Here is a 16,097-nt window from a genome sequence, read left to right as displayed (position 1 = left end):
CCAATTATTCCGTTCAGTTACCCGGTGCCGTCCAAACGGCATCTGAAATCTTGATGGCGTTGGGGATCAGCTTCAGCTTGAAGAACCGGTCCGCTGTTTCCTGCTGATGTGCGACGATCTCTGGAGTGATCGGGAATATGCCGAACACACTACGGTTCGCGGCAATTGTCTGCGCATCAAGCGGAACGCCTGTGACGGCGTGAAGCGCAGCCGCCACCTTGTCCTTGTTGGCTTCAGCCCAACTTGCCGCTTCCTTTAGCGCGCCGATGGTTGTCGTTACGACATCGGGATGCGCTGCTGCAAAATCGCGATTGGCCAGAAAGTAGGTGTTAACGTTGAGCACGTCGCTGGAGCGCGCCAGAATGCGCGGCTGATAGCGTGTCTCGGCAATGGCAAAGAACGGATCCCACACAGCCCATGCATCGATCTTGTCACTGGCAAAAGCCGCGGCTGCATCTGCGGGGCTTAGGTAAACTGGAGTGATTTCATCGTAACCGATATTGGCTTTCTCCAGCGCTGCGACAAGCAGATTTTGCGCACTGGTTCCTTTGCCGACGCCAACTTTTTTACCTTTCAGATCGGCAAGCGACTGGATGGAAGAATTGGGTTTGACGAAGATCGCCTCGCCCTTACCGTTCGATGGCAGCGCCGCGACATAGACAATCGCCGAACCCGCCGATTGTCCGAAAATCGGCGGCGCATCGCCAACCCATCCCACGTTGATGCTGCCAACATTGAGTGCTTCGACTAGCGGCGGGCCGGCTGAGAACTCGACCCATTTGACCTTGACGCCCTTCGGCTCCAGAGCCTTTTCGATGACCTTTTGCTGCTGGGCGATAACGGGCAGGCTCGTTTTCTGGAAACCGATCTTATATTCCTGCAGCGGTTCAGCGGCATAGGAACCTGTTGCCGCCACAGCTGTTGCTGCGAGCATAAGGGCACCGAATAGTCTGCGCGTCAGATTGGGCATGGGCTCTCACAATTCTTTGGTTTGGGAGAACCTTGGCTGATGGTCCATCCCGTAATCAGGAATGGCTCAATGCTATTAAACTCGACTATTTCTATAGAGAAAAATTATTTCGTATAATCATGGCCATGCGGATTGGTTTTCTTGCAGGTGCGCGAGCCAAAGCAAAGGCCGTGTGGTTTTCCGCAAAGCCTTCCTGTTGGCGAGAGTTATCTATTCCCGCCCTGCCCAAGGCACCAGAAAACGTTCCAACCGTCTGATGCCAATTTCCAGAATGAATGCGACAACAGCGATAACAAAGATTCCCATGATGACAACGTCCGTTACCAGAAACTGCGCCGCTGACTGGATCATGAAACCAAGACCACGCGTCGCCGCCACCAGTTCGGCCGCAACCAATGTCGACCATCCGGCACCAAGCGCAATACGCAGCCCCGTCAGGATGGATGGTAGCGCGCTCGGCAAGATCACATGGCGGACAACCTGTGCTCGTGTGGCACCAAGCGCACGGGCCGCATTGATCCGGTCGAGTGAAGCACCTTTGACACCAGCGGCTGTCGAAATCGCGATGGGCGCCAGCATGGCAATTGCAATCACAAGAATCTTGGACGGTTCACCGATACCAAACCAGATAATCACAAGTGGCAGATAGGCCAGCGGCGGGATGGGCCTGATGAATTCAATGATCGGATCAAAAATGCCGCGCCCGATAGCGCTGACACCAATCGCAATACCAGCCGGAACGGCCACAACCAGCGCAAGTAACAGTGCTGCAAACACCCGCAGCAGGCTGGCGAGCAAATGCTGCCAGAGCGTGGCGTCCACAAAACCGTTTGTTGAAACGCTGTAGAACTTCCACAGAACTGCCGATGGTGATGGCAGAAAAACCGGCGAAACCAGTTTGAAATGCGCCGAGACAATCCAGAACAACAACAGGCCGAAAATAGTGATTGCGCTTGCAATCCGGGCTGTCCTTGCCGGTGAGGCCTTTACGGCCTTCACTTCAGACTGTTTCGTTGTGCTTACAGCGGCGACATCGCCTATATCCCGGCTCGTTTCTGCGGAGAGCGTCATGCCGCCTCTCCTTCAAAAATTGAGTCTTCAAGTTCGGTTCGCGCCCGATTGAACGCGGAATCAGCCTTGATCGACCGGACGGGTTCACCGCTGACGTAGCGACGGCCGAAGCCGGCATCAATCTGCCTGACAACCCGGCCAGGCCCCGGCGCCAGAACCACGATGCGCGTTGCCAGCAACAGCGCTTCATCGATACCGTGTGTGACCATCAGAACACCGATATTATTGGTCGCCCATATATCGAGAAGCAATGTCTGCATCCGCTCGCGCGTCAAGGCATCGAGCGCGCCCAGCGGCTCATCCATCAGCAGAAAATCCGGTTCCGCCGCCAATGCCCGCGCCAAGCCCACCCTCTGGCGCATACCGCCGGACAATTCCCAAATTGCCTTTCCGCCAATGCCATCAAGCTTGACCAGTTCAAGCAGACGCGAAGCAACAGCATCTCGTTCTTGTGCGGGTATACCGCGCAACTTGAGAGCAAAGCTGACATTGTCCCTGACACTCAGCCAGGGAAATAGGGCATCGTTCTGAAACACCACAGCCCGATCAGCGCCGGGCGCAGTTATTTTTTTCCCATTTACTGTCACAGTACCGCCGGTCGGTGAAATCAACCCGGCAGCCGTGTTGAGCAGCGTGGTCTTGCCACAACCGGAGCGGCCAACAAGCACAAGGAAATCACCTGATTTGACGGAAATACTTGCCTGCGTAACGGCAGGTTGGGCCTGACCGTCATAATGGACCGAAACAAGATCGAGAACGAGATGTGCCATGAATTTCACCGGTTGAACGGCGGCGTTCGTGGCCTTTCCGGTATCCGGGGGAGAGGGGCCCGCGAAAACCGGAAAGGACGCACGAACGCCCCCGCGCTATAACGTTTTGAACTCAGTTCGATGCGAGCGCCGCCTCCACGAACTTTACCGTTGCATATTTTGAATAATCAGGAAGAACCGCATCGATCTTCCCCTGCTCTTTCAGAAACTGTGACGTGGCTGCGATGGCTTTCACCGTGTCGCCACCGAGGAACTTCGCGGAAGCCTGTTCTGCCAACGGCGGGAAGACATACCCCTTCAACAGCGATGGCACCTCATCGACCTTCGCCCCGGTCAGGTGGCTGATCTTTTCGGCTTGGGCTGACGTTGCTGACCACGCATCTGGTTTGGCCAGATAATCCGCATAGGCAGCGCCGGTTACTTTGACGAAGTCGCGCACCGCGTCGGGATGTGCTTCCGCAAACTCCGTGCGAACGATCCACGCATCAAAGGTTGGCGCGCCCCACTCGGCAACTTTAGACGAATCGACAATGATTTTTCCTGTGGTCCTGATCTGGCCAAGTGCCGGGTCCCACACATAGGCCGCATCGATATCACCGCGCTCCCAAGCGGCGGCGATTTCCGGTGGGCGCAGGTTGAGAATATTGACTGATTTTGCGTCGACGCCCTCATGCTTCAACGCGGCAAGCAGACTATAATGGGTGGTTGAAACAAAGGGCACAGCCACTTTCTTTCCACTGAGATCCGCAATCTTGCTGACATTGGAACCATTGCGCGCGACCAGTGCTTCCGATTCGCCGATAAGCCCGACAACGAGAATGGTCTGGATGGGAAGTTCACGGCTTGCAGCAGCGGCCAGCGGGCTTGATCCGACATAACCAATATCGACAGAGCCGGAGGCAACGGCAGCGATCACATCCGCGCCGGAATCGAATTTCCGCCAGTCGATTTTCGCAGAGGTCGTCTTTTCATAAACCCCATCCGCCTGCGGCACTTTTGAAGGCTCGACCACTGTCTGATAACCAATGGTAATTTTAAGATCTTCCGCCTGTGCGGACGCGAAAGTTCCGAGACTGACAAGAATAGTCGTCGCGGCGAGGAAATGACGGCGGGTGAACATGGATGATCCTGACCTGTTGAAACATTTCGTTCCAACTTTGGTCATCTCTACCCGGATTGTAGAGTTACGATCTGCCAAGTTTGCATCGCAAGGAGAAAATTATTTCCTCTGATGGTGCTTTTGCAGGGAAACAGAGGGGCAACGGCCCTTACTCGTCATCATCCCCATAATTGCCGGACACCCGCATTCCTTTGATGGTTGTCGCCCCATTGTCACGCACGACCGTAAGAGCCCGCGCACCGGTTCTGGCTTCGATCTCGTCGGCGAGAATGCGCGAATGGGTGACGATCCAGACCTGCGTTCGTTCCGCCGCTCGCGTAATCATCTCTGCCAAGGCGGGAAGCATGGAAGGATGCAGGCTTGTTTCTGGTTCATTCAGCGCAATGAGGCCCGGCAAACGATAGGAAAGCAGCGCGCCCGCCAGTGCGAGAAACCGAATCTGACCGTCAGATAGTTCTTCCGGCCGGAAAATTCGTTGCGGGAACTCCGGCAGTTGCAAGCCGAATGTCGCGGTTTCACCCGGAACCGGCACATCCAGCACGGCACCGCCAAGGGCTGAGGCAATACAATGGTCGAGATCAGCAGTATCTTCACGGATGTGAACCAATGTTGCGAAAACGGCGGCAAGGTTCTTGCCGTCTTCGTCAAGCATGGGCGCTGTGATCGCCAATGCAGGCTGGCGTACAGGCGAATCGCGATCCGTGCGGAAACCATGATAGAACCGCCATCCGAGAATGGTTGCGCGCAAATCGCCGATCTCGGGATATCGCCCCGCATTGCCGAGCGTCGAAAATGCCGTCTCGGAGTCAAGCAGCCGTACCGGATGTTCGATTCTCCGCCCGCTATCGTCACGCGCAAACACAGCGGGACCTTTGCGACCCATCATCTCCACCGGCCTGCGACCGGAATCAATAGTAAGCGTCTCTTCCTTGATCTGCGGCTCAAAGGCAAAGCCTGCAGCCACCGGAGGCCGCAAGCCGATTTCAATGCTGTAACTCGGGGCAAAACCTGTTCGCACCGCATGGCCGGTCCGGATCGCTTCCTCATCATCGTCAAACGAAGCGCTAAAAATCATACGAACCGGTCCCGGCTTGCGCTTGCCGGTCCACAATGCCGATTGCATGCCGCCTTCGCGGGCAATCTCATAGGAAAGCGTGCCTTCAGCCGCCGCCTTTATCATCTGCATGGCACGGTAAAGGTTGGATTTGCCAACGCCGTTCTCGCCAATGAAAAGCGCAAGCTGGCGGATATCCAGCCGGATCGACTGCAGCGACCGATAACCGGTCGCTGATAGGGAGGTCAGACGCATGGAATACCACCCGCCATGGATTTATAGCTTGGACACGTCCTGCGCGACGCTGAGATTCAGAGCTTCTGCAACTTCGCGCGCTGCCCGATTGATCGCATCACGCTGGGCGCGAAGAACAGCATAGCGCTGTCTGGGAGCATCATAGTCAGCCGTGATGAGGCGCGTACCCTTGCCCACGACCTTACCGTCAGAGATACGCGTCAGGACATAGCTGCCTGTCATGCGCATCGAACCGGCTGTCGGCTGGCCGGATTTATCGTTCGTTGCGTTCTGGATAAGAGCAAGCGACAAATCCTGATAATAGACACTCAGCTGCAATGTGTAGGCGGCGCTCGCCGGTTGTCCTGCTCCATGATTGAACATGAAGATCAGATTGTTGCGCACCTGCTGTGCTTCGCGCGAACCCACTTCAGGAATACTGATCGTGGCCAGCTTTGACTGTACACTTCCACTCACGCCAACACTTGCGCCAGCTGTTGGGCCTGCATTGGAATAAAGCGGTCGAACCTGGCACCCGCCAGCGATAAGAGCCATACCGAGAACGCACGCGGACAGCAAACGCTTGGAGCCGGAAATCGGCTGGAAACGATCAGGCAACAACATTGATGATCCTCTGCGGTACGACAATGACTTTCTTCGGTGGATTACCGTTCAACGCCACTTTGACAAAATCAAGTTCGAGAGCGGCCTTTTCGACCGTCAATTGATCCGCATCGCGGGCAATTGTCAAATCACCACGCTTCTTGCCGTTAATCTGCACAGGCATTGTGACAGTGTTCTCGACAATCAACGCGTCATTGTAGTGCGGCCAGGCGCGATCAGCGACAAGACCGGCACCATTCAGCGCCTTCCAGCACTCTTCAGCCAGGTGCGGCATCATCGGTGCAATCATCGCAATCAGCATATCCGTTGCTTCGCGGCAGGCAGATATTGTTGCCGCATCAGCGTCGCCAGCCGCAATTTTCTGCAATGGAACGGCCAGTACATTGACCAGTTCATAGAGACGGGCAATTGCCTTGTTGAAGGCCAGCTTTTCGATGTCTTCGCCCACGGCTTTGACAGTCCTGTGGGCGGTCTTGGAAATCGTGGCCGCATCCCCTTCGAGCGCCGGAGCGCCAGTCACCGACTGCAACGCCGGAGCAGCTTCGGAAATCAACCGCCAGACACGTTGAACAAAGCGGTGTGCCCCTTCGGCACCTGCTTCCGTCCAGATGACATCGCGTTCGGGCGGCGAATCCGACAACATGAACCAGCGCGCAGTATCAGCACCATAGGATGCGATAATATCGTCAGGATCGACAACGTTCTTTTTCGACTTCGACATTTTTTCGATCGAGCCGATTTCGATTTCTTCGCCGGTAGCAATCAGAAATGCGCGGCGCTTGCCGCCGCTTTCGTCAAGCCGCACTTCGGCTGGCGTGACCCAGCTGCCATTGGCACCAGTACCCAGCCGGTAGGTCTCATGCACGACCATGCCCTGCGTGAACAGACCTTTGAAGGGCTCGCTGATATCGAGATGGCCCGCCACTTTCATCGCCCGCGTAAAGAAGCGCGAATAGAGCAGATGCAGGATCGCATGTTCGATACCACCAATATACTGGTCGACGGGCAGCCAGTGATTGGCCGCCTTCGGATCGACAGGCTCATTTTCCCACGGTGCAGTAAACCGGGCAAAATACCAGGACGAATCAACGAACGTATCCATCGTATCGGTTTCACGGCGCGCAGCCTTGCCGCATTGCGGGCAATTGACATGCCGCCATGTCGGATGACGATCAAGCGGATTGCCCGGACGGTCAAACTCGACATCGTCAGGCAGCTTGACGGGCAGATCGGCTTTGGGAACCGGCACGACACCGCAATCATCGCAATGGATCATCGGGATCGGGCAACCCCAATAACGCTGACGCGAAATACCCCAGTCACGCAGGCGGAAATTCACCTTGCGCTCGCCCTGCGGACGGCCACCAACGGTCTGCTTCTCCAGCAGTTTGGCCACTTCGTCAAAAGCCTCAGCCGGGGACAGCCCATCGAGGAAGCGTGAATTGATCATCACGCCATCATCGACATAAGCAGTTTCGGTGATCTGGAACGTGGCGGCGTCATCGCCCTCGGGCATAACCACAGCCACAACAGGCAGACCATATTTATTGGCAAAATCCAGATCGCGCTGATCGCCGGACGGGCAGCCGAAAATCGCACCCGTGCCGTAATCCATCAGAACGAAGTTCGCGACATAAACAGGCAATGTCCAACTGTCATCGAATGGATGCTTGACGCGCAAGCCCGTATCAAAGCCCCGCTTCTCAGCGGTTTCCAACGCAGCCAGCGATGTGCCCGCACGGCGGCATTCCTCGTTGAACTCAGCGAGGGCGGCATTGTTTTCAGCTGCTTTTTTGGCGAGCGGATGATCAGCAGAAATGGCCAGAAAGGATGCACCAAAGATCGTATCAGGGCGGGTCGTATAGACCTCGATCTCGGTTTCACCTGATGTTTGCGATTTGGCATCCAGCGCCCAGCGGATCAGCATGCCCTCGGACTTGCCAATCCAGTTGCGCTGCATCAACCGCACCTTATCCGGCCATTGATCGAGACCGTCCAGAGCGCCCAGCAATTCCTCATTGAAATCAGTGATCTTGAAGAACCATTGTATCAACTCACGCTGTTCAACCAGCGCACCGGAACGCCAGCCGCGACCATCGATGACCTGCTCATTGGCAAGCACCGTCATATCTTCCGGGTCCCAATTGACCTTGGAGGATTTGCGCGTCACCAGACCCTTTTCAACAAAGTCCAGGAACAGCATCTGCTGACGGTGATAATATTCCACATCGCAGGTGGCAAATTCACGCGACCAGTCGAGCGACAACCCCATGGATTTGAGCTGGCTGCGCATGGTTGCAATGTTCTGATAGGTCCATTCCTTCGGATGAACCTTGTTCTGCATCGCCGCGTTTTCGGCAGGCATACCGAATGCATCCCATCCCATCGGATGGAGAACATTAAAACCCTTGGCGCGCTTGTAGCGGGCAACCACATCGCCCATGGCATAGTTGCGCACATGACCGATATGGATGCGCCCTGATGGATAAGGGAACATCTCAAGCACATAATAGGGATCGCGCGGATCGTCATTGCTGGTTTCGAAGAGCTTGGCTTCGTCCCAGACCTTTTGCCAATGCTTCTCGGCTACGCGGGGATTATATCGTTCGGTTGCCATGAACGGGATTCTCTTGCAAAGGATAGTGATGCGCGGACCTTCACCATGGATTGACCAGACCGTCAACCATTGACAATGAGGGTTTGCCCGAAACTGCATCAAAAAGGACACGCTTTACCATGTCGACCGCTGTTGAACACCTCCTTGCCGCTCGCAAAGCCATTGCGAAAGCCGAAGCGGAAGCCAATCGCCCGGAAGGCTCGGTGACGCTTGTGGCCGTATCAAAAACCTTCGAAGCAGACGAGATTCGCCCCGTTCTGGATGCAGGACAGCGGATTTTCGGCGAAAACCGTGTTCAGGAAGCGCAGTCAAAATGGCCGGGTTTGCGCAATGACTATGAGGGTATTGAGCTTCATCTCATCGGGCCGCTGCAATCAAACAAGAGTGATGACGCGGTTGCGCTGTTTGATGTCATCGAAACGGTGGATCGGGAAAAAATTGCCGTAGCGCTTGCCAGCGAAATGAAAAAACAGAACCGGTTTCCCAAACTTTATGTGCAGGTCAATACCGGCTCCGAGCCGCAAAAAGCCGGAATCGAGCCAAAGGAAGCCGTTGCTTTTGTCAAACGCTGTCGCGAGGTGCATGGCTTGAGCATTGATGGCCTGATGTGCATCCCACCGGCAGAGGAAAATCCCGGTCCGCATTTTGCCCTTCTGGAAAAGATCGCACGCGAGGCCGGTGTCGAAAAGCTCTCCATGGGCATGTCAGGTGATTACGAGGTAGCGGTCGGCTTCGGCGCAACCTCCGTGCGTGTAGGCTCGGCTATTTTCGGCAGCCGAACCTAACAATCACAGATTACCAGCTGCGGCGCGGACCAGTATCAATGTGATAGTAGCCTGCGGGATAACGCTTGAAGCCACCGACTTCCTTATTCCGCGACAGATGCTGCAGCAGGCCCGAGGCATGACCATGCACGCGGAAATCAACGGCCTGACAGCTCAGGTGATAGGACTTGTCGCGCCCCCCTGCCTTACGGTTTCCATTGCGTGACCGAACCGTCGAATTCACCGTGATCGGGCCATAGGTCGCTGAAACCCGGTTCAGAACATTCTTCAGCCGCTCCGGCACGCAATTGGCGGGAGCCTTGTATTGGATATAGGCTTTGCCACGCGGCATGGCGGCGAGAACCAGCGGATTGATCTTATCGAACAGGGAATCGCCAAGCAGATGCGCATGTTCCTCATCAAAGAGATGCGCGCCAAGGCGTTTCCATGGATTGGCAGGTTCAGGCAGGGTACCGGCAGTTGCGGAAATGGCAGAACCAAGCCCCAGAAGGGCGACCGCCACAGAGGCGGATTTTGCGCGAAACACAACGCTGCGCAAGGGTAACATAATCATTCATCAGTCCTTGATAGGGCGCACGCTCCACGTCCACCTGGCGCGCCAAAATTATCCTCCCCGGGTCAAGGCAGTGACGGTCTAAGGCAAAATGTGTCCAAAATGGACCAATCCGCATAACAAAATGTAACGCAATATTACAACGCTCCATTTATTGTGTGCGACGGAACGCCGTTCCCTCAAGGTCATTTGCTGTATTTACGCAGTGATTTGCATGGTGATAATGAACGCCATGCGCCTCTCTCTCCGGGAGGCATCCGGGTGGAGGCCCGTCAGCTCAGGTTTGGAGGAAATTGATGTCCGAGAAGGTCTATCCCGTGCTGCCAAGCGCGAAGAAAAACGCGCTTATCGACAATGAAACTTATCTCAGCTGGTACGAGCAGAGCATCAAGGACCCGGAGAAATTCTGGGGCAAGCACGGTAAGCGCATTGACTGGTTCAAGCCTTACACCAAGGTCAAGAACACTTCCTTCAACGGCAAGGTCTCGATCAAATGGTTTGAAGATGGACAGACCAACGTCTCCTACAATTGTATCGACCGCCATCTGAAGACGCGCGGCGATCAGGTCGCTATCATCTGGGAAGGTGACAATCCCTATCTCGACAAGAAAGTCACCTATAATGAGCTATACGAACAGGTCTGCCGCCTCGCCAATGTGCTGAAAAAGCACGGCGTAAAGAAAGGCGACCGCGTTACGATCTATATGCCGATGATTGTCGAAGCGACCTATGCGATGCTGGCATGCTCGCGTATCGGCGCTGTTCATTCCGTTGTTTTCGGCGGCTTCTCGCCTGATGCTCTTGCGGGCCGCATCGTCGATTGCGAATCCACTTTTGTCATCACCGCCGATGAGGGCATGCGTGGCGGTAAGCCGATCCCGCTGAAGGACAATACCGACAAGGCCATCGACATCGCCGCCAAGCACCATGTGATGGTGAAAAACGTGCTGGTCGTCAGGCGCACCGGTGGCAAGTCCAGCTGGGCGCCCGGTCGCGACCTCTGGTATCATGAGGAAATTCTCAGCGTTAAGCCTGATTGCAAACCGGAAAAAATGAAGGCGGAAGATCCGCTTTTCATCCTTTACACCTCTGGTTCCACCGGCAAGCCGAAGGGCGTGCTGCACACGACAGGCGGCTATCTCGTCTATGCATCGATGACCCATCAATATGTCTTCGATTATCACGACGGCGATATTTACTGGTGTACGGCAGATGTGGGCTGGGTCACAGGACATTCCTATATCGTCTACGGCCCGCTCGCCAATGGCGCGACCACGCTGATGTTCGAAGGTGTTCCCAACTACCCGACCAATTCGCGGTTCTGGGAAGTCATCGACAAACACAAGGTCAACATCTTCTACACCGCCCCAACTGCACTTCGTGCCCTGATGGGGGCCGGTGATGAGCCGGTCAAAAAGACCTCGCGTAAATCCCTGCGTATTTTGGGTTCGGTCGGCGAACCGATCAATCCGGAAGCCTGGGAATGGTATTATCAGGTGGTCGGTGAGAAACGCTCGCCCATCGTTGATACCTGGTGGCAGACAGAAACCGGCGGTATTCTCATCACTCCATTGCCCGGCGCGACTGCACTCAAGCCGGGTTCGGCCACACGGCCATTCTTTGGCGTTCAGCCGCAGCTGGTCGACAATGAGGGCGATGTGCTTGAAGGCGCAGCAGATGGCAATCTCTGCATCACCGATTCCTGGCCGGGCCAGATGCGCACGCTCTATGGCGATCATAAGCGCTTCATCGAAGCGTACTTCTCCACCTATAAGGGCAAGTATTTTACCGGTGACGGCTGCCGGCGCGACAAGGATGGCTATTACTGGATCACCGGCCGTGTTGACGACGTGCTCAATGTTTCGGGGCATCGCATGGGCACCGCCGAGGTGGAGTCGGCCCTCGTCTCCCATGACACGGTTTCAGAAGCAGCCGTTGTCGGCTATCCGCATGATCTCAAGGGACAGGGCATTTATTGCTATGTCACGCTGATGGCGGGTCTTGAAGGCACGGACGAGCTGCGCAAGGAACTCGTTGCTCATGTGCGCAAGGAAATCGGACCCATCGCCTCGCCAGATAAGATCCAGTTTGCACCGGGCCTGCCAAAAACGCGCTCCGGCAAGATCATGCGCCGCATCCTGCGCAAGATCGCCGAGGATGATTTTGGTTCGCTGGGCGATACCTCAACACTTGCTGATCCAACCGTTGTCGATGATCTGATCGCCAACCGCCAGAACAAAAAGGGCTGATTAAAGCTGAAAGGCAGTGTGGGTGGTTCGTGGTTCGTGGTTCGTGGTTCGACAAGCTCACCATGAGGGAGAGGGGTGATGCAACGCTAATCGCAAAGATTGCAGATTAGAAATGTTGCAGAACCGGCTCCCTGCAGTCCCCTCTCTCCCTCATCCTGAGCCTGTCGAAGGGCGCAGAAATGGTCCTGCAGCAGTCCCAATAAACCTACGAACCGCGCACACTGCTATTGCAATTGATCTCTAGCGATAGAGATCGGCCCTTGTCTGTGGCACGGCAGAAATCCCACGCTTGCGCCTTGATGCAAGGGTCTGGTTGATCTGAACGGTTCCGCGCTCAAAAGCCAGCGCGCAGCCCGTCAGGTAAAGCAGCCAAAGCCTCGCCTTGGGAGCACCAACTTCCGCAATCGCCTCATCAAACCGCGCATGCAGGCGGTCAGCCCAGATACGGCAGGTCCTGCCATAATGCTCGCGCAGGTTTTCCACATCGTGAACCTCGAAACCGTAACCCTCGAGGTTTTCAACGGTCATGCCAAGATGATCAAGCTCACCGCCCGGGAAAATATACTTCACCAGCGCAAGATGCTCGGCGCTCTTGCGGCCAAACGTCTTCTTGTTGCGCTTCATGCGGCGCGTGATCGCGTGGTGCAGATAAAGGCCACCCGGCCGCAGCAGACGGTGTACGCTGGAGAAATAGGTGTCGTAATGGGCGATGCCCACCGCCTCGAACATGCCGATGGATGAAATCTTGTCGAATTGACCTTCCAGATGCTCGTAGGATTTGACCTGGATGGTGATCTTGTCTTCAAGACCTTCCGCCTTGATGCGTTCACGCGCCAGCGCCGTTTGTGCCTCAGACAATGACACGCCTGTACCGGTTACACCGTAATGCTTGGCAGCGTAGATCAGCATCGCACCCCAGCCACAGCCAATATCGAGAAGCCGATCTCCGGGCTGCAACCGTAACTTGCGGCAGATCAAATCCAGCTTGTCGGCTTGCGCCTGATCAATGCTGTTGGCCCAGTCCTTGAAATAGGCGCAGGTATAAACCATCCGATCATCAAGGAAGAGCTGATAGAATGCATTCGACACATCGTAATGATGGGTAATTGCTTCCTTGTTCGAACCACTGACGAACGGATTCTTGCCGTCGAGACCCGAGGCATCCACCCCGCGACCACCCAGCAGCAATGCGGGGACATCTTTCAGCAATTGCCATTTCGGCAGGGTTTTCAGCTTCTGTTTGAATTTGCCTTTGGGACCACGTTCGACAAGATCGAACAATGTGCCGTTCTTCACATCGATCTGGCCCGAGATCCAGAGTTCGACAATCGAGCCGATATTGGGTTTCAGCGCCAGACGGCGCACCGCCATAGGATCATTGATGGCAAGCACCGGGCCATCCGTTTCACCAATACGTTCGCCATTCCATAATTCGACGGCAAATTGCGGCTCCATCATGTTTATCACTGTGCGGATGATCCGCGCCGCGCTCTCTTGTGCCGCCATTCAATAACTCCAGATAATCATGCTCCGAAACACCGGCGTCGGAGATTTGGCAGAAACTATGCGCTTCGCTCCACGCTGGCAACGCACTTTCACGGGCTGTCAAAAATGCCGGCTGAAAATTTTCTCTTGAAACTTCCCGCAACACACCCCATTCTCAATCTGTGTTCAACGAATGAAAAGGAGGTGATCTGATGTCTCGTGATTTCGCAACCTGCCACAAGGCGTCTGATGCTTTCCATCGGGGATCATCTCTCCGTTGAATAAGCGCCCTGGCTAGCGCCGGGTAAGAAGGCCAAACGACAGCTTTGTGCCAGACGGAATTGCGGGGCCACCCTTCGGGGTGGCCCTTTCCGTTTATGCAGCGCGTTTTCCGGTGATCTGAAATCCCACTGCCTTCATAACCGCTATTGTTGTTTCAAGCGTCGGGTTTCCGTTTTCACTTAACGAACGATAGAGTTGCTCACGCGCCAAACCCGTTTGCCGCGCAATTTTGGTCATGCCTTTCGCGCGAGCAACAAGACCCAAAGCCTTAGCAATATAACCGGCATCACCCGTTTCGAATGCATCAGCCAGAAACACCTCGATTGCGTCATCCGATTTCAAAGCATCAGCGGGATCGTAGTCATATAGCTTCGTTGCCATTGTCATTTTTCCATTCCGCAGCCAGCAGCTTCGCTTTGCCTATGTCCCGCTGCTGCGTACGCTTGTTTCCACCGCACAATAAAATCACAAGCTCCGTGCTGCATTGTTTGAAATAAATCCGGTAACCGGGACCATAATGAACCCGCAATTCGTGGACGCCCGCGCCAACCGATGAAACGTCACCGATCAAACCATTGGCCAAGCGAAACAAGCGGGCAGCAATCGCTGCCTTCGCACTATCGTCCCTAAGTTTTCGTTCCCATATCCGATAGGTATCAGTCTGCTTGATCCGCATTAAAACTGTATTTTTTAAATTACGAAATGTCAATATGCGATAATTGTAGTCAACGGAAGATCGAAGCAAAACCAACGACAGATTGTATCTGCGAATACTTTTCTCTTTCCAAAATTGGTGATACCAAGATTTCTGCCTGAAAATGGTGCACTTTGCCTTTCTCAAAGGCAATTCCCTCGGAAAGACTCATAATGTCCGCCCTATCGACCTCAAACGCAGCACCGAAGCGTGCATGGCGTGAAGAAATTATTGCGATGCTGGCCTTGGGCTGGCCGATGATTCTGACCAATCTGGCCCAAACAGCCATGACGGCAACGGATGTCATGATGATGGGCTGGGTGGGCCCGCACACGCTTGCCGCTGGAGCGCTGGGCACCAATCTTTATTATGTTCCGATGATCTTCGGTCTGGGTCTCATGCTCGCGACATCCCCTATGATGTCGCGTGAGCTTGGCCGCAATAAATACACCGTTCGCGAAATCCGTAGAACCGTGCGTCAGGGTCTGTGGATTGCCGTCACGATCTCCATTCCCATCTGGTTCATGCTCTGGAACACCCAGACTATTCTGACTGCCATGGGACAGGACGCGGCGCTTGCGGCCGAAGCGGGTGCCTATGTACGGGCACTGCAATGGGCGGCACTGCCATTCTATTGCTATATCGTGGTTCGCTCGTTTATCGCCGCTCTGCAGCGTCCGGGGTGGGCGCTGGTCATTGCCATTCTTGCGGTTCTGTTCAACGCCTTCGCCAACTGGTGCCTGATTTTTGGCAATCTCGGCTTCCCGAAGCTCGGCATTGTCGGTTCGGGCATTGCTACAACGCTGTCCTCCGCCCTGATGTTTATCGGTCTCGTCATTGTCGTGTCGCGCGACCGGCAGTTCCGCCGCTACCGCCTGTTTGGCCGTTTCTGGCGTGCAGACTGGGCCCGCTATGGCGAACTGCTGCGTCTTGGCTTGCCTATCGCCGCGATCATGGGCTTTGAGGTGACCATTTTCAATGCCGCCGCCTTCCTGATGGGCCTGATCGGACCTGATTCACTGGCTGCCCATGCCATCGCCATTCAGATCGCCTCGATAGCCTTCATGGTGCCATTGGGATTCGGTCAGGCAGCAACGGTCCGCATCGGCCGCGCCTATGGTGCGCAGGATAAGGAAGGTATCAAACGCGCGGGATGGGTGGCATTTGCAGCAGGTACCGGCTTTATGGTGCTCACGGCATTGCTCATGCTCATCGTACCGCTGCAACTGATCCGTGCATTCATTGATATCAATGATCCAGCCAATGCGCCTGTTATTTCGCTTGCCGTGACCTTTCTGGCCTTTGCTGCGCTTTTCCAGATTTTTGATGGAGCGCAGGCTGTTGCCAGCGGTATGTTGCGCGGCCTGCACGATACAACCATACCGATGATCTATGCCGCGATTGCCTATTGGGGCATCGGTCTGCCGCTGTCGGTCGCTTTCGGCTTCTGGCTGAAAATGGAAGGTGCGGGGATCTGGCTCGGCCTGCTTTCCGGCTTGGCCGCCGCCGCTCTATTGCTGATGAGCCGCTGGCTGCGCCGGGAAAAACTGGGCATTGAGATCATCAGGCATTAAGCAAATAAGTGCCAT

Annotated in this window: 14 protein-coding genes; 3 read left to right on the top strand and 11 right to left on the bottom strand. The window is 55.2% G+C overall.

Going from position 1 to position 16,097, the window contains the following annotated elements:
- Window positions 1–13: 13 nt before the first annotated feature.
- The 7 genes from FHW17_RS04155 to leuS all read right to left on the bottom strand — a co-directional run bounded on the left by FHW17_RS04155 (window position 14) and on the right by leuS (window position 8,460).
- Window positions 14–934: an aliphatic sulfonate ABC transporter substrate-binding protein gene (locus FHW17_RS04155; RefSeq protein ID WP_246706742.1), complete on the bottom strand. Its 921-nt coding sequence runs from the start codon at window positions 932–934 to the stop codon at window positions 14–16.
- Window positions 935–1,180: 246 nt separating this feature from the next.
- Window positions 1,181–2,041, bottom strand: a complete 861-nt coding sequence (locus FHW17_RS04150; RefSeq protein WP_112522914.1) for an ABC transporter permease subunit — start codon at window positions 2,039–2,041, stop codon at window positions 1,181–1,183.
- Window positions 2,038–2,811, bottom strand: a complete 774-nt coding sequence (locus tag FHW17_RS04145) for a taurine ABC transporter ATP-binding protein (RefSeq protein ID WP_112522913.1) — start codon at window positions 2,809–2,811, stop codon at window positions 2,038–2,040. The genes FHW17_RS04150 and FHW17_RS04145 overlap by 4 nt, the downstream gene beginning before the upstream one ends.
- A 112-nt stretch (window positions 2,812–2,923) precedes the next feature.
- Window positions 2,924–3,931 (bottom strand): taurine ABC transporter substrate-binding protein, encoded by a 1,008-nt coding sequence (tauA, locus tag FHW17_RS04140; RefSeq protein ID WP_112522912.1) that lies wholly within the window; start codon window positions 3,929–3,931, stop codon window positions 2,924–2,926.
- A gap of 148 nt (window positions 3,932–4,079) precedes the next feature.
- Window positions 4,080–5,240, bottom strand: a complete 1,161-nt coding sequence (locus tag FHW17_RS04135; protein ID WP_112522911.1) for an AAA family ATPase — start codon at window positions 5,238–5,240, stop codon at window positions 4,080–4,082.
- A gap of 21 nt (window positions 5,241–5,261) precedes the next feature.
- Window positions 5,262–5,843: an LPS assembly lipoprotein LptE gene (gene lptE, locus FHW17_RS04130; protein ID WP_112522910.1), complete on the bottom strand. Its 582-nt coding sequence runs from the start codon at window positions 5,841–5,843 to the stop codon at window positions 5,262–5,264.
- Window positions 5,830–8,460 carry a leucine--tRNA ligase gene (gene leuS / locus FHW17_RS04125; RefSeq protein ID WP_112522909.1) on the bottom strand — a complete coding sequence of 877 codons (2,631 nt, stop codon included), beginning with the start codon at window positions 8,458–8,460 and terminating at the stop codon, window positions 5,830–5,832. The genes lptE and leuS overlap by 14 nt, the downstream gene beginning before the upstream one ends.
- A 119-nt stretch (window positions 8,461–8,579) precedes the next feature.
- On the opposite strand from leuS, the gene FHW17_RS04120 reads away from it, so the two are divergent.
- A complete protein-coding gene (locus FHW17_RS04120) occupies window positions 8,580–9,245 on the top strand; it encodes a YggS family pyridoxal phosphate-dependent enzyme (protein ID WP_182509258.1) in 666 nt (221 codons plus the stop codon).
- 10 nt (window positions 9,246–9,255) lie between these two features.
- Here FHW17_RS04120 and FHW17_RS04115 read toward each other — a convergent pair whose 3' ends face one another.
- Window positions 9,256–9,798: a D-Ala-D-Ala carboxypeptidase family metallohydrolase gene (locus FHW17_RS04115; RefSeq protein WP_182509257.1), complete on the bottom strand. Its 543-nt coding sequence runs from the start codon at window positions 9,796–9,798 to the stop codon at window positions 9,256–9,258.
- 296 nt (window positions 9,799–10,094) lie between these two features.
- Between FHW17_RS04115 and acs the strand changes: the two genes are divergently transcribed.
- A complete protein-coding gene (gene acs, locus FHW17_RS04110) occupies window positions 10,095–12,047 on the top strand; it encodes an acetate--CoA ligase (RefSeq protein ID WP_112522906.1) in 1,953 nt (650 codons plus the stop codon).
- Window positions 12,048–12,287: 240 nt separating this feature from the next.
- Here the strand turns inward: acs and FHW17_RS04105 are convergent, their stop codons facing one another.
- The 3 genes from FHW17_RS04105 to FHW17_RS04095 form a co-directional block, all read right to left on the bottom strand.
- Window positions 12,288–13,553, bottom strand: coding sequence for a cyclopropane-fatty-acyl-phospholipid synthase family protein (locus FHW17_RS04105; protein ID WP_112522905.1), 1,266 nt, complete (start codon window positions 13,551–13,553; stop codon window positions 12,288–12,290).
- Window positions 13,554–13,907: 354 nt separating this feature from the next.
- Window positions 13,908–14,195, bottom strand: a complete 288-nt coding sequence (locus FHW17_RS04100; RefSeq protein WP_112522904.1) for an addiction module antidote protein — start codon at window positions 14,193–14,195, stop codon at window positions 13,908–13,910.
- Window positions 14,176–14,655 (bottom strand): type II toxin-antitoxin system RelE/ParE family toxin, encoded by a 480-nt coding sequence (locus tag FHW17_RS04095; RefSeq protein WP_348643703.1) that lies wholly within the window; start codon window positions 14,653–14,655, stop codon window positions 14,176–14,178. The genes FHW17_RS04100 and FHW17_RS04095 overlap by 20 nt, the downstream gene beginning before the upstream one ends.
- A 26-nt stretch (window positions 14,656–14,681) precedes the next feature.
- Here FHW17_RS04095 and FHW17_RS04090 point away from each other — a divergent pair, with 26 nt between their 5' ends.
- The gene (locus FHW17_RS04090) at window positions 14,682–16,082 is read left to right on the top strand and encodes an MATE family efflux transporter (RefSeq protein WP_112522902.1); all 1,401 of its coding nucleotides are present in this window, start codon (window positions 14,682–14,684) and stop codon (window positions 16,080–16,082) included.
- Window positions 16,083–16,097 lie beyond the last annotated feature (15 nt).

Source organism: Phyllobacterium sp. P30BS-XVII (genome assembly GCF_014138335.1).
Taxonomy (GTDB): domain Bacteria; phylum Pseudomonadota; class Alphaproteobacteria; order Rhizobiales; family Rhizobiaceae; genus Phyllobacterium; species Phyllobacterium meliloti.
The sequence above is the reverse complement of the archived record's forward strand: the minus strand, read 5'-3'. Positions and strand labels throughout refer to the sequence as shown.

Excerpts from the sequence above, each read along its gene's own strand:
- leuS (WP_112522909.1), bottom strand. The coding sequence starts at position 8,460 with ATGGCAACCGAACGATATAATCCCCGCGTAGCCGAGAAGCATTGGCAA.
- FHW17_RS04100 (WP_112522904.1), bottom strand. The coding sequence starts at position 14,195 with ATGGCAACGAAGCTATATGACTACGATCCCGCTGATGCTTTGAAATCG.
- lptE (WP_112522910.1), bottom strand. The coding sequence starts at position 5,843 with ATGTTGTTGCCTGATCGTTTCCAGCCGATTTCCGGCTCCAAGCGTTTG.
- tauA (WP_112522912.1), bottom strand. The coding sequence starts at position 3,931 with ATGTTCACCCGCCGTCATTTCCTCGCCGCGACGACTATTCTTGTCAGT.
- FHW17_RS04105 (WP_112522905.1), bottom strand. The coding sequence starts at position 13,553 with ATGGCGGCACAAGAGAGCGCGGCGCGGATCATCCGCACAGTGATAAAC.
- FHW17_RS04120 (WP_182509258.1), top strand. The coding sequence starts at position 8,580 with ATGTCGACCGCTGTTGAACACCTCCTTGCCGCTCGCAAAGCCATTGCG.
- acs (WP_112522906.1), top strand. The coding sequence starts at position 10,095 with ATGTCCGAGAAGGTCTATCCCGTGCTGCCAAGCGCGAAGAAAAACGCG.
- FHW17_RS04155 (WP_246706742.1), bottom strand. The coding sequence starts at position 934 with ATGCTCGCAGCAACAGCTGTGGCGGCAACAGGTTCCTATGCCGCTGAA.
- FHW17_RS04145 (WP_112522913.1), bottom strand. The coding sequence starts at position 2,811 with ATGGCACATCTCGTTCTCGATCTTGTTTCGGTCCATTATGACGGTCAG.
- FHW17_RS04135 (WP_112522911.1), bottom strand. The coding sequence starts at position 5,240 with ATGCGTCTGACCTCCCTATCAGCGACCGGTTATCGGTCGCTGCAGTCG.
- FHW17_RS04150 (WP_112522914.1), bottom strand. The coding sequence starts at position 2,041 with ATGACGCTCTCCGCAGAAACGAGCCGGGATATAGGCGATGTCGCCGCT.
- FHW17_RS04115 (WP_182509257.1), bottom strand. The coding sequence starts at position 9,798 with ATGATTATGTTACCCTTGCGCAGCGTTGTGTTTCGCGCAAAATCCGCC.
- FHW17_RS04090 (WP_112522902.1), top strand. The coding sequence starts at position 14,682 with ATGTCCGCCCTATCGACCTCAAACGCAGCACCGAAGCGTGCATGGCGT.